This is a genomic window from Aquimarina sp. (assembly GCF_977115655.1).
Genome location: NZ_CDSBKO010000091.1, coordinates 1 through 14,263, shown reverse-complemented (window position 1 = coordinate 14,263; position 14,263 = coordinate 1). Strand labels below are relative to the sequence as shown.

Annotated in this window: 18 protein-coding genes and 1 tRNA gene; 7 read left to right on the top strand and 12 right to left on the bottom strand. The window is 34.2% G+C overall.

The window, feature by feature from the left end; all coding sequences use genetic code 11:
- From ACZIYX_RS22560 to ACZIYX_RS22530, 7 genes are all read left to right on the top strand, one after another.
- On the top strand, positions 1-1,192 hold a 1,192-nt coding region (locus ACZIYX_RS22560), incomplete at its 5' end, for a DUF7507 domain-containing protein (RefSeq protein WP_462684524.1).
- Positions 1,193-1,245: 53 nt separating this feature from the next.
- Positions 1,246-2,202: a PorP/SprF family type IX secretion system membrane protein gene (locus ACZIYX_RS22555; RefSeq protein ID WP_462684525.1), complete on the top strand. Its 957-nt coding sequence runs from the start codon at positions 1,246-1,248 to the stop codon at positions 2,200-2,202.
- A gap of 24 nt (positions 2,203-2,226) precedes the next feature.
- Positions 2,227-4,191, top strand: a complete 1,965-nt coding sequence (locus tag ACZIYX_RS22550) for an OmpA family protein (protein WP_462684523.1) — start codon at positions 2,227-2,229, stop codon at positions 4,189-4,191.
- A 404-nt stretch (positions 4,192-4,595) separates the two neighbouring features.
- Positions 4,596-5,162: an isopentenyl-diphosphate Delta-isomerase gene (idi, locus tag ACZIYX_RS22545; RefSeq protein ID WP_462684522.1), complete on the top strand. Its 567-nt coding sequence runs from the start codon at positions 4,596-4,598 to the stop codon at positions 5,160-5,162.
- The gene (locus tag ACZIYX_RS22540; protein WP_462684521.1) at positions 5,159-5,569 is read left to right on the top strand and encodes a 6-carboxytetrahydropterin synthase; all 411 of its coding nucleotides are present in this window, start codon (positions 5,159-5,161) and stop codon (positions 5,567-5,569) included. The genes idi and ACZIYX_RS22540 overlap by 4 nt, the downstream gene beginning before the upstream one ends.
- Before the next feature lie 119 nt (positions 5,570-5,688).
- Positions 5,689-5,955 carry a hypothetical protein gene (locus ACZIYX_RS22535; protein WP_462684520.1) on the top strand — a complete coding sequence of 89 codons (267 nt, stop codon included), beginning with the start codon at positions 5,689-5,691 and terminating at the stop codon, positions 5,953-5,955.
- 60 nt (positions 5,956-6,015) lie between these two features.
- A tRNA-Thr gene (locus ACZIYX_RS22530) sits at positions 6,016-6,089 on the top strand.
- Positions 6,090-6,180: 91 nt separating this feature from the next.
- On the opposite strand, the gene ACZIYX_RS22525 is transcribed toward ACZIYX_RS22530, so the two are convergent.
- From ACZIYX_RS22525 to ACZIYX_RS22470, 12 genes are all read right to left on the bottom strand, one after another.
- On the bottom strand, positions 6,181-7,050 hold the full coding sequence (locus tag ACZIYX_RS22525) for a hypothetical protein (protein WP_462684519.1): 870 nt from the start codon (positions 7,048-7,050) through the stop codon (positions 6,181-6,183).
- Positions 7,050-7,562 (bottom strand): DUF7000 family protein, encoded by a 513-nt coding sequence (locus tag ACZIYX_RS22520; protein WP_462684518.1) that lies wholly within the window; start codon positions 7,560-7,562, stop codon positions 7,050-7,052. The genes ACZIYX_RS22525 and ACZIYX_RS22520 overlap by 1 nt, the downstream gene beginning before the upstream one ends.
- Positions 7,563-8,005: 443 nt before the next feature.
- Positions 8,006-8,785, bottom strand: coding sequence for a glycerophosphodiester phosphodiesterase family protein (locus ACZIYX_RS22515; protein ID WP_462684517.1), 780 nt, complete (start codon positions 8,783-8,785; stop codon positions 8,006-8,008).
- Between the two features lie 484 nt (positions 8,786-9,269).
- Positions 9,270-9,638, bottom strand: coding sequence for a helix-turn-helix domain-containing protein (locus ACZIYX_RS22510; protein WP_462684516.1), 369 nt, complete (start codon positions 9,636-9,638; stop codon positions 9,270-9,272).
- Positions 9,639-9,650: 12 nt separating this feature from the next.
- Positions 9,651-9,947, bottom strand: coding sequence for a type II toxin-antitoxin system HigB family toxin (locus ACZIYX_RS22505; RefSeq protein WP_462684515.1), 297 nt, complete (start codon positions 9,945-9,947; stop codon positions 9,651-9,653).
- A 302-nt stretch (positions 9,948-10,249) separates the two neighbouring features.
- Complete coding sequence (locus tag ACZIYX_RS22500; RefSeq protein WP_462684514.1) at positions 10,250-10,612, bottom strand: MmcQ/YjbR family DNA-binding protein; 363 nt, start codon at positions 10,610-10,612, stop codon at positions 10,250-10,252.
- A 7-nt stretch (positions 10,613-10,619) separates the two neighbouring features.
- Entirely contained in the window at positions 10,620-10,991 is a 372-nt protein-coding gene (locus tag ACZIYX_RS22495; protein ID WP_462684513.1) for a nuclear transport factor 2 family protein, read from the bottom strand.
- A gap of 16 nt (positions 10,992-11,007) precedes the next feature.
- Positions 11,008-11,283: a toxin-antitoxin system YwqK family antitoxin gene (locus ACZIYX_RS22490; RefSeq protein ID WP_462684512.1), complete on the bottom strand. Its 276-nt coding sequence runs from the start codon at positions 11,281-11,283 to the stop codon at positions 11,008-11,010.
- Complete coding sequence (locus ACZIYX_RS22485) at positions 11,280-11,675, bottom strand: VOC family protein (RefSeq protein ID WP_462684511.1); 396 nt, start codon at positions 11,673-11,675, stop codon at positions 11,280-11,282. The genes ACZIYX_RS22490 and ACZIYX_RS22485 overlap by 4 nt, the downstream gene beginning before the upstream one ends.
- A gap of 39 nt (positions 11,676-11,714) precedes the next feature.
- Positions 11,715-12,134: a helix-turn-helix domain-containing protein gene (locus tag ACZIYX_RS22480; protein WP_462684510.1), complete on the bottom strand. Its 420-nt coding sequence runs from the start codon at positions 12,132-12,134 to the stop codon at positions 11,715-11,717.
- Positions 12,131-13,054, bottom strand: a complete 924-nt coding sequence (locus tag ACZIYX_RS22475) for a helix-turn-helix domain-containing protein (protein WP_462684509.1) — start codon at positions 13,052-13,054, stop codon at positions 12,131-12,133. The genes ACZIYX_RS22480 and ACZIYX_RS22475 overlap by 4 nt, the downstream gene beginning before the upstream one ends.
- 422 nt (positions 13,055-13,476) lie before the next feature.
- Positions 13,477-14,263, bottom strand: a 787-nt coding sequence (locus ACZIYX_RS22470; RefSeq protein ID WP_462684508.1) for an endonuclease/exonuclease/phosphatase family protein, incomplete at its 5' end; no start/stop codon positions are given.

The following is a 14,263-nucleotide window of genomic DNA, read 5'->3' as shown; positions in this document are numbered from 1 at the left end:
CGAGACTTTTACTATAGCAGTAGGTAGTGTGGACTTCGGAACAGCAGGAGATACTACCGATACCGCTGTGGGTACTATACTGGATGATGATGCAACTTCAAAGATTTCTTTGATAAAAACAGGAGAAAAAAGTGGCTCTTCTGTAGGAGATATTATAACATACACCTTTACGGTTAGAAATACAGGCAATGAAACTTTAACAAATATAACAATAGATGATATTTTAACGGGGAGTGTGAATTTGCCTGTGATTCCAGGAACATTAGCTCCTAATGAAACAGGAGTAACAACTGCAACGTATATAATTACACAAGCCGATATTGATTTGGGAGAAGTAATCAATAGTGCAACTGTTATGGCTAAAGACACAAAAGGAAATATTATAATAGATGTTTCAGATAGTGGAGATGAAACTATAGATACAGACAACGATAATGACCCTGCTAACGATCCTACTATTACAGTCTTAGACCCCACGTTTAATTTAGCATTAACCAAAAAAGGAATATATATAGACACTAATAACAATGGGGTCCCGAATGCAGGAGATCAAATACAATATACTTTTACTGTGGCAAATACAGGTAATATGGTTCTAACAAATATTACTATTAAGGATCCATTGCCAGGAGTACAAGTTAAAGGAGGTCCTGTTGATTTAGAAGCAGGAGATATCGATACAGATAGTTTTACCGCCATTTATACTTTAACAGAAGAAGACTTGCTACTAGGTAGTGTATCTAACCAGGCAATGGCGATTGGTCAGGATCCAAATGGTAATGAAGTAATGGATATATCTGATGACCCGCTAAATGAGACTAATGCAGATTTGGATAATGATGGAGATTATGAAGATATAACGGTGCTGATACTGGATTTAAAAGATGATGTTTTGATATATACAGGAATGTCCCCTAATGGAGACGGGATTAATGATGCATTTAGAATAGTAGGATTACAAAACTTTCCGAAAAACACATTACAAATATATAACCGCTGGGGAGTAAAAGTTTTTGAGCAGGATGGTTATGAACAACCCGGAGCTAAATTATTTGAGGGAATTAGTAATGGAAGGGCTACAATGAATAAAAAGGAACAATTGCCTGTAGGTACCTATTATTATATGTTGGAATATGAAAATACCAGTGGAATTAATAGATCTAAAACAGGTTACCTGTATATAAATAAATAGAATGTATGAGGAATATTATATATTTGTTATTCCCTAAATCGAATGAAATGCTTATGAATAAAGAGTTAATAATATTTATGTTGGTTATTTTTGGTATTGCTTCAACTTCTGTTAGCGGTCAACAAGATGCACAGTACACTCAATATATGTACAATACGGTAAGTGTTAATCCAGCTTATGCAGGTAGTCGGGGAGTACTTAGTGTTATGGGGCTTCATCGCAGCCAGTGGGTAGGTCTGGATGGGGCACCACGTACACAAACCTTAACTCTTAATACTCCTGTAGGAAGTAGTGAGCGTATAGGGCTGGGGTTATCTATTGTAAATGATGAAATAGGACCTACCGATGAAACCTATTTTGATATAGACTTTTCATATACCATACCAACCTCAGAACAAGGAAAATTAAGTTTTGGTCTAAAAGCAGGAGGACATTTGTTAAATGTAGATTTTCAGAAATTATCAAAATTTTATAGTAATGATCCCATATTTGAAAATAGTATAGATAACAAATTCAGCCCTAATGTAGGGATAGGAGTGTATTACCATACAGATCGTTCGTATATAGGTATAAGTGCACCTAATTTATTAGAAACCGATCATTTTGATGAAAGCACGACTGTTAATGACAATGCTGCAGTAAGCTTTTTGGCAGAAGAAAGGATTAACTATTATCTAATAGCAGGACATGTATTTCATTTAAGCGATAATGTAAAACTTAAGCCTGCAATTTTAAGTAAGCTAGTTTTTGGGGCACCATTACAGGTAGATGTATCTGCAAACTTTTTACTGTATGATCGCCTCACTTTTGGGGCAGCTTATCGCTGGAGCGCAGCAGTAAGTGCAATGGTAGGTTTTCAGATTTCAGACTCTATGATGATTGGTTTTGCCTATGATAAAGAAACTACCGAACTAGGACAAACCCAGTTTAACGATGGTAGTTATGAAATAATGTTGCGCTTTGAGCTTTTCAAAAAATATAATAGAATGCTAACCCCACGTTTCTTTTAAACACAAACTCACAATATAATTTAGATGAGAAAATATTTACTAAAATCATTGTTACTTGTTATTTTACTCTTTACAGTAAATAACACTCTTTTTTCTCAAGAAAAAAAACTGCAAAAAGCCAAAGAACAGTTTAATAGGTATCAATATATTGATGCTCAGGAAACGTATCTTAAAGTAGTTCAAAAAGGATACAAAAGTGCAGAACTGTTTATGGATCTTGGAGATAGTTATTATTTCAACAGCCAATTTGAAGATGCCCTAAAATGGTACAAAGAGCTGGTCGATTCTTATCCGGATCAGGTTAAACCAGAATACTATTTTAGATATGCACAGGCATTAAAATCTAAAGAGAGATACGACGAATCGAATACGTATATGCAAAAATTTGCAGAGGTTAGTGATAATGACCAACGTGCAGAGTTATTTAAAAAAGGAGAAGATTATATAAAACAAATTGATTTTCAATCGGGCAGATTCAAGATTAAAAACGCCCCTGTTAATTCTGTTTTTTCAGATTTTGGAACCGCTTTCTACGGGAAAAATGTGGTTTTTAGCTCTTCCAGAGACACTTTGATGCTAAAGAAAACAATTCACCAATGGAATAATGAAGCCTTTCTTAATCTTTTTGAAGTAGAATACGACTCTGTAAACGATAGCTATTCAAAAATAAAAAGATTTAGCGGAGTGATAAATTCTAAATTCCATGAATCGACCCCTGCTTTTACCAAAGATGGAAGAATAATTTATTTTACAAGAAATAATTTTAATAACGGAAAGTTGGGCAGAGATGAAAAAGGAACGAATAAGTTAAAAATATACCGATCGCAAAAGAATGACGAAGGAAAATGGAGCGAACCAGAAAGTTTGCCTTTTAATAGTGACGAATACTCTGTTGCCCACCCAGCATTAAGCAATGATGAAAAAACATTATATTTTTCTTCGGATATGCCAGGGGGTAAAGGACTCTCAGATTTGTATGAGGTAGCCATTATGAGTGACGGGACTTTTGGAGAGCCAAAAAACATGGGAGAAATAATCAATACCGAGGGTAAAGAAACATTTCCTTTTGTAAGTGCCGATGACCAGTTATATTTTTCTTCTAATGGCAGGCATATAGGCTTGGGGGGATTAGATGTATATGTAACCAGCCTTGATGCAGGGGTTCAAAAAGAAAAAGGTATCGTTAATGTAGGAAAACCTATTAACAGCTCAAAAGATGATTTTGCTTTTATAGTAGATACGACATCTAAAATAGGATATTTTTCCTCTAATAGAGGTGGAGGTAAAGGAGGAGATGATATATACAGTTTTGTACAGTTAGAGGATTTAAAAGAACCATGCGAGATAACAATTACCGGGTTAATTACCGATAAAGATACTAATGAATTATTACCCGGGACAAAAGTTTCAGTTTATAACGGTAATAACGATCTGGTACAAAGTTTTGTGGCAGGAGAACAAGCAACCTATACCCATATAGTAAAATGTAAATCCAAGTATTTTATAAGAGCAGAAAAGGAAGAGTATGTTACCTTAGAGAAATTGATAAATACTTTGGATAAAACACAAACCATAGATACGCCCCTTGCTTTAGAAAAGAAGATCAAATCTGCCGGTGTAGGGGATGATCTTGCAAAAATACTATCATTACAACCAATTTATTTTGATTTTAACGGATCAGAAATACGTTCTGAGGCAAAAGTAGAACTGGGCAAAGTGATTGAAGTAATGAATCAGTATACTGCTATGAAAATAGAAGTTAGATCCCATACAGATAGCCATGGAGATGATGCTTATAATCTGGATCTGTCAGAAAGAAGAGCAAAATCAACAGTACAATATATTATAGATAATGGGGTCTCTGCAGATCGTATAACAGGAAAAGGATTTGGAGAAACCCAACCAGTTAATGATTGCGGTAATGATACAAATTGTGATAAAGAAGAATATCAGTTAAACAGACGAAGCGAATTTATTATTATGAAATAATCTCAATTAGGGTTTGCTTTTCAAAGGATAGCCTTCGAGAATAATATATATAATTACATATTTGACACGCTTGTTATAAGTTTATTAGTCACACAAAAAACGCCTTAAAAAGCGTTTTTTGTGTGATATAGAAGCCTTTTATCTACACATAGAGACCGTTCATTAAAGTATGCCTCGTCCTAAAAAAGTTTACATTAATCCTAAAATAGCTTTATAACGTATAAAGAAATAATTGATCCCCTGCGGTTGGCAGAAGCTTGTTTTTTTTAAATGTTAATCCCTCCGTGATTTCGACTGAATGTGGGCTAGTGCCCGAGTTTGTCGGATACCGTATCCCTGATTTTTGCCCTGTAATAAACAAATTATTATCCCTTTTGGTATTATTTTAAATACCTGCGCAGATTATGAATTACTGGTATGATTTTGTAATTTTGATGCAATTTAAAAGAATGGAAGAAGAAGAAAAAGTTATCCTGGTTAATGAAAATGATGAGCAAATTGGGTTTATGCCTAAGCTGGAAGCACATCAAAAAGCAGTATTGCACAGAGCATTTTCTGTATTTGTTATCAATAGTAAAAACGAACTAATGCTCCAGCAACGGGCACATCATAAATACCATTCACCGGGTTTATGGACAAATACTTGTTGTAGTCACCAAAGAGAAGGAGAAACTAACATAGGGGCAGGAATGCGAAGGCTTCAGGAAGAAATGGGATTTGTAACCACCTTAAAAGATTCGATCTCCTTTATATATAAAGCTCCTTTTGATAATGGACTTACAGAGCATGAATACGATCATGTGTTGATAGGGGAATATGAAAAAGACCCTGTTATTAATCCTGAGGAAGTAGCAGACTGGAAATGGATGTCTATAGAAAAGGTTAAAGAAGATATGTTGGGTAACCCTGAAACATATACAGAATGGTTTAAAATAATTTTCGAAAAATTTTACTCACACATAAGCTTATGAGGATTAAGGCATGTAGACAAGCGCATTTTAATGCAGCACACAGATTATACAGAAAAGATTGGAGTGACGAGAAAAATTTTGAAGTTTTTGGCAAATGTAGCAACCCCAGATATCATGGACATAATTATGAACTTATCGTAGCCGTAACAGGTGAAATTGATCCGGAAACAGGGTATCTAATGGATCTTAAAATCCTAAAAGAATATATTAAAACCGAAGTAGAGGATTACATGGATCATAAAAACCTTAATGAAGAGGTAAAAGAATTTAAGGATGTAAACCCTACGGTAGAAAATATAGCGGTTGTAATCTGGAACAGACTACGTAAAAAAATAGCTTCTGCATACGATATAGAAATCACTTTATATGAAACTCCACGCAATTTTGTGATCTACAAAGGAGAATAAAAAGATTACGTTTAAGTAAAATAAATAATAATCCTATAAAACGAAATTTTATAGAGTAGTTTGGTTTTACTAACAAATATTTAAATGAAAACACTAATTTTGCACAAAACAAATTTGATATGGCAAATAAAAGAGACCTTAAGAAAGATATAAACTACGTTTTAGGAGATATTATAGAGGCAGTTTATTTATGGGAATTAGAAAATCCTGAAAAAGATAATAAATCAGGAGAGGCAATTATAGAAGAAGCAATAACCTCTTTTGATAGATTTATGGTAAGAGCTAATGAGCGTAAACTAGAAAATGCAAACAAACATTTTAAAACTCTTCGTGAGGATTTAGAAGCAAAAGCTAATGATTTGGTGAAAAAAGTAAATTCACTATAATTTTTTTTTAAAAATGTTTGCAAAAACAATTCTAGCGATTATATTTGCATTCGATTTTTGGCCGATGTAGCTCAGCTGGCTAGAGCAGCTGATTTGTAATCAGCAGGTCGTGGGTTCGAGTCCCTCCATCGGCTCTTCAAAAAAGTCCTGAATTTTTGTTCGGGACTTTTTTTTGTCTTCTATATGGATACAGGGCAACTGAAAAAGAGCCAAGACCAACTCGCATTATTTATAACCATTTTTGCCAGTAGTTTTTATCATTAATATATATTCATAATCAAATTCTGCTATTTCATAAACACCATTAAGTTCATTGAAATTAGATGTAAAAGTGTTTTTTCCTTCATTAAAACCCCATGCCCCATTTGCTGTAACCGTATCATTTTCTTTTGAATTGCCCCAACTACCATCTTTATTGCCATATTGTGTGATTTTTTCAATTGAAAAATTTTTATCACTTTCAAAATTTACATTGATTAACTTTCGGGAAACCCCCAGGGGCAGATTGTTTTTATTTGAAGAACTTAAATAATTATCAGAATATTGGTTGTAATAGTAATAAAAATCGTTGCATTTTCTGGTTTTACATATATCATGAAAGTTTGATCTTATAAAATATACAGAATCCATTTCTTTATTTGTGCTAATCTGCCAATTACTATTGCTTAAATCAGGTAGCTTGTTATTTGTGCTTTTTAAACGAATTGTACCCAAATCCCATTTTGAGCCTTTTTTTCCAGATCCACCAAAAGTGCTAAAAGCATATATTTCTTTAGGTTCGTATCCTTTTTTGGATATAATTTCTGAAACCATTAATGGGGGCGCTTCCATTTGAAAGATTTCAGTTAGTAAAAACTGGTTGTACCTAATTTCTGATAAGGTAAATTTTCCATTTTTATCGGTAAAACTTTCCCCAACAGAGCAGTTCTTAATAGGTTTTCCATTAAAATCAGTTATGGTTCCAATTAATACAGGCCTGCTCAATCTTGATACACAAGAAACTAGCAAAAGACAATTTAAGGCTATTATTATTTTGGCAAATTTCATTAAAATTATAGGTAAGGTACTGTTAAGTGCAGGTTGGTTTTGTCTCATTAGTTTAGTTTGCTTGCTTTTATGTCTTGTAAAACCTCATTTGTCACAAGCACTAATTTTTCCTCGATTTGCCTTGTTAGTTTATCCAAGTCGTTAAAGTCTGGTTTTTCAATTAAAGTAGTTTCGAGGATAGAGTATTTAGGTCTTGTCGTTCTGTGCTTATTCCACTTTGTAGATTTAAAATACTCCCAATACTTTTCTTGAAGCGGAATAGTCTGGCCTAAAAGCCAAATTTCGAACTGCATTTTGGAATGGTTCAATACAAGTCCCATTTTTAACTTTCGCTTTTTCAAAAAGTCGTTTGAGTAGTAAAAGTATGTATAGTCCATATACCCTTGAAAAAGACTTCCGAATGAATAGTGTCCTGAAAGGTTTTTGGATAATGTTGTTCCAAGTCTTGTTGCGTACTTAACAAGCCCAACGTAGGCTTTTTGAATGTCGCCTTTGTCAAGTTGTTCTTTGTATTTTTCAACGTAATGGTTTAGGTTTTTCATTTTAAGATATTCTGCCAAAGTTCCTTTTTTTGTTTGTAAGTCTGCTTAACTTGTACCTAACGGTAGTCTGTCTCAAAATCTATTTTTGGTTCCTAAGAATCCCGTATTTGGATTTTCCTAAAGATACCCCTCTCGAATCCGAGGATCAAATTTCGGGGTTATGAGATAGCCTGACGGTTTTGTATAGTTATACCATTTCTGACTTAAAATTACCCCTAAAATTTGCTCTTTTTCGTTTATGCTTCAAAATAAAATTTAATCATAGCCTTGACTATGCTTGCATTTTCTTTTTTGCCTAAACAAAAAATACCTGTATTTTATTTGAGTATTTTTAAATCAGAACTGGTATTATAAGCTACGGCATTAAAGTTAATGATTTTCGGCTAAGAACCGATGTTGGCAATTCCGAGTGGGTTCGGGCATAGCCGAATCCGCCGTAATTACAATTATACCTTGTTGAGCTACAGTAATTCTTTGTTCAATTTAGCTGGAAATTCCGTAAATATTCCATTCACTCCAATGCTTTCCAATTCATTTAATTCCCTTTTTGAGTTTACTGTTACAACTTCTTTTCCTTCGTTTAACCAGACCCAAAGTTGTTTATCTCGCTTTTTAACATGGGTAATCACTCTATTGGTCATAAGTTTAATAGTATCAAACTTTACAGGCAACATTAAAATGTCTGATTTTATTGGGAATAGGTTGTCCAAAAAAAGAAAACTGCTATATACCATTTTTTTTACCTCTTTTGTAGATGCTCCGTAGTTCCAATTTGGTCGCTTTAGTTTAAATTCATTTAAAACTTGGTCGTAATGACTTACAACGATAATTTGCTTTTCCATTCTGTTCTGTTCTATAATTCCAATTATTTTATCAACAGCTTTCAAGTTATTAGTATGAACGTCAAGCAATAGTTTTGCATTAGGAAACGCTATACAAACTTCTTCGAGAGTTGGGATTTTAATTGGGTTTTGGCGATATGGAAATTTAGAACCTACTTTAAAATTGTATCCTGAATTTAATTTTTTGACCGTATCCAAGTCCAATTCCTGAATTTTATTTTCAACTCCGGTTGTTCTTTTTGTTTCGTAGTCGTGGAATAATATAATTCGTCCATCTTTGGTCATTTGTAAATCCATTTCAATTCGCCAATTTGGATTTACTTCCAAGCAATGTTTAATTCCCTCAATTGAATTTTCGGGATTTTCTCCTCTGCCGCAACTGTAGCAAATTATTTCCAAAGTTTTTTTATTTTTTATTTTGATGATTAGTATGTGGCAAGTAGGGTGTTAGGAAACAATAACCTTTCAAGTTTGCAATGAGCAAACGTTTTTTTGCCCTTAAAAGTCAAATCAACGATTTGGTGGTATTTGTAAAAGCAATGAGCTTTTGTTTACCATAGAACGCCCTATTTACTATACTTTGTATGTGCCCAGCATTAGCATCTTTTATGTATCGAAGATAAATAATTAATCTAGAGGGTGCAAGTCCCTTATGGGCAGGGGGTACCCTTCGACCTTGCTCAGGACAGGTTGGATACGTTCCTATGATAGACTACTTAAATAAGGAGCAAACTTCGATTTGGTGAACCGCCGGATACGAGACCCGTACGACCTGTCCTGAGCTTGCCGAAGGATACGGTGGTACTTCGGTAAACTCAGTAGAGCTGTGAGAGGCGCACTCTTCTCAATTATGGGGAGAGCCGCCTACTCGATTATCCTTTGTTTATTTTATTAGCGTATAATTATTAACTAAGACTGATGCAGAAATTTGTAACATTCTCTCCAATTCCCTAATCATATCAACAGTTAATCTTTTCTTTTTATTCAAAATCTCCGAAACACGGCTTTTTCCTCCAATGACTCCGATTAAATCTTTTTGTTTAAGATTTAGTTCTTCCATTCGAATTTTTATAGCCTCAATTGGATCGGGTGCATCAATAGGATAATATTGATTTTCATAATTCTCGATTAACAATGATAGAATTTCAGCTTCGTCTCCTTCTTTTGTTTCAGGAGCAGAGTCAAAAATCAATTCAAGCCTTTCCAGTGCTTTTTCGTAATCAGTTTCTGTTTTTATCGGTTTTAATTCCATAACATTTTTCCTTTAAATTGTGTTAACATTTATTTTGTCATATTCAGTGTGTGTTCCAACAAATCGAATAAACGCCCATTGTCTTTCGTAATTAAATTTAACGATCAATCGATATGAATTACCTTTTATATTGAAAACAACCCGGCTATCTTTCAAAATACTTGCATTGATGTAGGTTTGTTTCACTTCGTTGGGAGAAGTCCAATTTGAGGATTTGGCGGTTTCATACCACGTTTTTAAATATTGTTCGGAATCAGTGTGCATTTCCCAGAATTCCCGAAGTGTCTTTTTCGCAATTATTCGTTTCATTTTTAAAAGTATGAAGCAAATATACAAAAAAAGTTCTCAAATAAAGAACTTTATAGGTGTTTTTATAATAAAGGATAACGGTCTCGTATAACCGTCAGTTACGGGTTAAATTAGCGATTATTTTCGGTTTAGCACTGGCGTTAGCAATTCGTTCCTATGATAGACTACTTAAATAAGGAGCAAACTTCGATTTGGTGAACCGCCGGATACGAGACCCGTATGGCAGGTGGTACTTCGATAAACTCAGTAGAGCTGTGTGAGGTGCACTCCGCTATCTAATGATGGCGGAGCCATCTACACGATTAGCGGGTCGTTTTTTTATATTTCTCGTTTGTTCCAATCAATTCAACAAGTTTTTTGGGTGCTACTTCACAGTATGCAGTTTTTAGAATATCTGATAACAATTCTTGGTTTACTTTTTCCAGTTCTATAATTGTCCACCCTTGTTTGCCCCATTTATTGTCAACTGGGTAAATGTTCAGACTTGACGATGAAAAGGCGTCTTGGTCAGCTTCCGATAACTTGACCACAGCCTTATTGTTTTTTTCATTATAGGTAGCAAATATTTTCTTCTTTACCCGAAATGAAATTTTCTCAAAATGGGGCTCTATCGTCACTTCGGGAAAAGACAAGCTTATTTTTTCTAATGTTGCAAAAGTTGCCATTCTGCTTTTATTCTTTATTTACTGGTGCAAGCATTGTTTGAACTGCAAGCCATTTCTCGTTCTGCTTGATAAATACTGTTGAAGTTATTTCCAAGTTGCTAAAATGCTGTCCCTTCCAAATGCCTGAACTTGTGCCTTTTGTCATAACAATGCAGGTGTGGTCAAAAATCTTAACGTCTAAAATCTCAAAAGTCATTTCTGTATGTTCCAAATCTCCCTTTTCGACCAATTCCAAGAACATTTGTTTGGTTACAACATTACCATCTCCTGAAAATAGTACCCATTCGTCAGACATAAATTTTGCCATTTCGACAACATCATTTTCCTCAATGGCTTTATTCCAATCAAGTTCGATTTGTTCAATTTGTTTTTCTTCCATCTGTGTCTTTGTTATTTCATATCTTAATTTTACCGTTTTCAAAGGTTTCTTCGTATTCTAAATTCTCTTGTTTGTCATACCGTATCCATTTGCCGTGTTTTTTATTGTCTTTGAAGTTGCCTACTTGCCATAGTTGCCCTGATTCTCTGTAAAATTTCCATTCACCTTGCATCACATCATTTATGGAGACACCTTCAGCTTTTATATTGCCGTTTTTAAAAAAGTAGGTGAGCGTGTCACCTACTTGTTCATAAGTTTTTTGTCCATTTATATATTGCTTATTCTGCATCATATCATCTGAACAATTTGAATGTTATTTCCGCAAGTGTCGTTAAATACAGCAATTTTAGCCGTTCCCATTTCTGTTGGCTTCACGCTGAACTCAACTCCTACACTTGTAAGTCTTTCATATTCTTGTTGAACATTTTCGCAGTTGAATTGAGTATAAGGAATGCCCGCATCAAATAACGACTTTTGATAAAATTTTGCAGGTTCAAAGTGATTTGGCGAGGGTTCTAATAGAATTTCCGCTCCGTCTGGCTCTTCTTTACTTACAACTGTCAGCCAACGATTACCTTCACTAAGCGGGATGTCAATTTTTTTGATGAAGCCTAATTTTTCGGTATAGAATTTCAATGCTTTTTCTTGGTCTTGCACTGGAATGCTAATTATTTTTACTTTCATTTTTTTAATATTTTAAGTTTGAGATGTAAAAATCTCAAATCAGATTTTGTTCGACTTTGTGAAAGTTGCTCTTTTTTGAAACTTTGAAGGTGATAGTCCGAATTTGGATTTAAATAATGTGCTGAAAGAGCTCGGACTTTCAAAACCTATATCAAAGCAAGTTTCTGTAATGCTTTGTCCACTTGTTAAAAGTTCTTTGGATTTCTCTAATCGCCTGTCAATGAGGTATTGCTTTGGTGTTTGCCCATAATACCTTTTAAAGAGCCTAAGCAAATGAAATTTAGAAGTAAAGCGCATATGCGACAAGAAGGTTAAATTTAATTCCTTATCGTAATGATTATTGATATAATGACGTGTCCCGATTACCGTATCAAGTTGTCCTTGGTTTGGATAGCAGATGTTTTTGATTCGGATCACTTCACTAAAGTAATTGTTGATTTCTTGTTTTTTCTCTTTCATATTTTTTCAGTGCTTTGTTCTTCAATAATTACTATGCCTTCTAATTTCGCACCGTTACTTTTCAAAAATGCAAAAGTTAATTTGTCCACTTTGCAGTTTATGAACTCTACTTTATTGAATTTTCGGTTGTGTTTGAAAAACGTATTCAAGATTGTCACATTTTCAAACTTAACTCCTTTAAATGAACAATTTTCAAAAGAACAATCTTCAATATTTCCACCAAAGGTTATTTCTGAGAAGCCAATATTTTTAAAGGAAGTATGTTTCAACACAGCATTATCAATTGAGTTCTTTTGAAAGTTTGAATTAATTAACTCTGCTCCCGATAGATTTGAGTTGTTGAAATTGCAGTTTTTAATTTCACTTTGCTGAACTTCTGCGTCAATCAAACTGGCTTCCTCGAAGGTTGACTTTGAAATTTCGGAAGCGTAAATTTTCCCGTTTCTAATGTCCGATTGAGAAAAGTCACAATCAGTAATTGCATTTCCTTTTAATGTCAAACCTGATAGGTCGGACTTAATGAATTTGCAATTTTTGATATTAGATGAACTGAACTTATCCTTTAGGTCTTTCAAACCTGAAAAGTCAGCATCAACCCAATTGCTGTTTGACATATTCCAATCGAATCGTTTTTTGGGTTCTTCCTTTGATTGTTCAATGGGTGTTCCGATTGAATGTGTTTCGTTCTGCTTTTCATTTGAGGCACTCTGAAAAGAGTGTGAAAAGTAGTTTAAGTCCAAGCCAAAGATTTCTGCAAGGCGATTCAGGGTTGTAATGTCGGGCATTGATTCGCCACGTTCCCATTTTCCGACTGCTTGCGGACTAATTGAAATTATGTTAGCAAGTTCTGCTTGTGAAAGATTACTTTTCTTTCTTGCTTCGGCAATCTTATTGCCAATGATTGTTGAATTGAGCATCATATTTTTTAAATTTTAAGTGATGCTGTAAAGTTATTTTGTCTCAAAGCGGAACGATAAAAAATTCCGCTACTTACAGTTGTAAAGTCACTACACTCAGTTGTTTTTCGACAACCTTTGGTTGTTTTTAAGTCAAGCCGTCTATTTTGCTCTTTTTCCAAACTTTTTTCTCTTGTTTTTTAGTCTTTGCTTTGGTTGTGTCGGTCTTTTTACAATGCCCGCTAACGTTAAATATATGAATTGTAGCTGAATAGAAAGCGATGAACTTTCAATTTACCACAAAGCCAAATCTGCGATTTGGCGTTTAATTTTCTTCTTGACATAAATGCCAAATCGCAGATTTGGCGCCCTCACAAGTAACCATAAACCTTTGATAACCCACTGAGCCAGCTATAATCTCATATATAGTGTTGGCGTGTCGTATTTCATTCATTTAGCTCACATAAAATAGGCATATGGTCACTAATTTCTAGCCATTTTTCAGCTTTTCCAATTTCTATTTTTTTGATCCTGTCAGAAAATCTTTGAGCACCAAAAACATAATCAATATGGTAAGGTCTTTCAAGTTTCCTTTGAAAATATAAAGTCGGTTGATTTTCAGCACCTTGCTGTTCCCCGGTGTATTTATGATAAAAACTTTCTATTCCAAGTTCTTTTAATTCGTTTACAACGTCAGAGTGATTCCACCATCTATCCCATTCGTCCCATCTTGTATTGCTATTAAAATCACCCGCAATAATTGTCGTATCTAATTTCCCTTTATTGATTTGTAAGTACTTCCAAAACTGTCCAATATAGCCGAAATTGGGTGAGTTATTCTTATGAGTCCAAACAGCAAGTAATTCAAAGTCCTGATTTATTTTACAAGGCAAGAAATGTTTTACATAGTGATCTTTAAACTGATTTGACCAATCGAGTTTTTTTAACTCGATTTCAGGTCGGGCAAAAATTGCAAGTCCCTTGTTTTTGGTGTCACCTATCCAAATGTAGTTATCAGCCCATTCTTGATATTTAGGGTGTTGACATTCTGCTGGGTTTTCACATTCTTGGATTATATAAATGTCAGCATTAAAGTCTGAAATGTATTCAAACTTCTTTCTAAATGCTCCATTACAGTTCCAAGTTACAATTTTCAATTTTGGTTGTTTTAAATGCACGCCAACACTAAGTGTAAGATGAGCGATAGCATCTTTGATTAAATCGTTTGCGCAG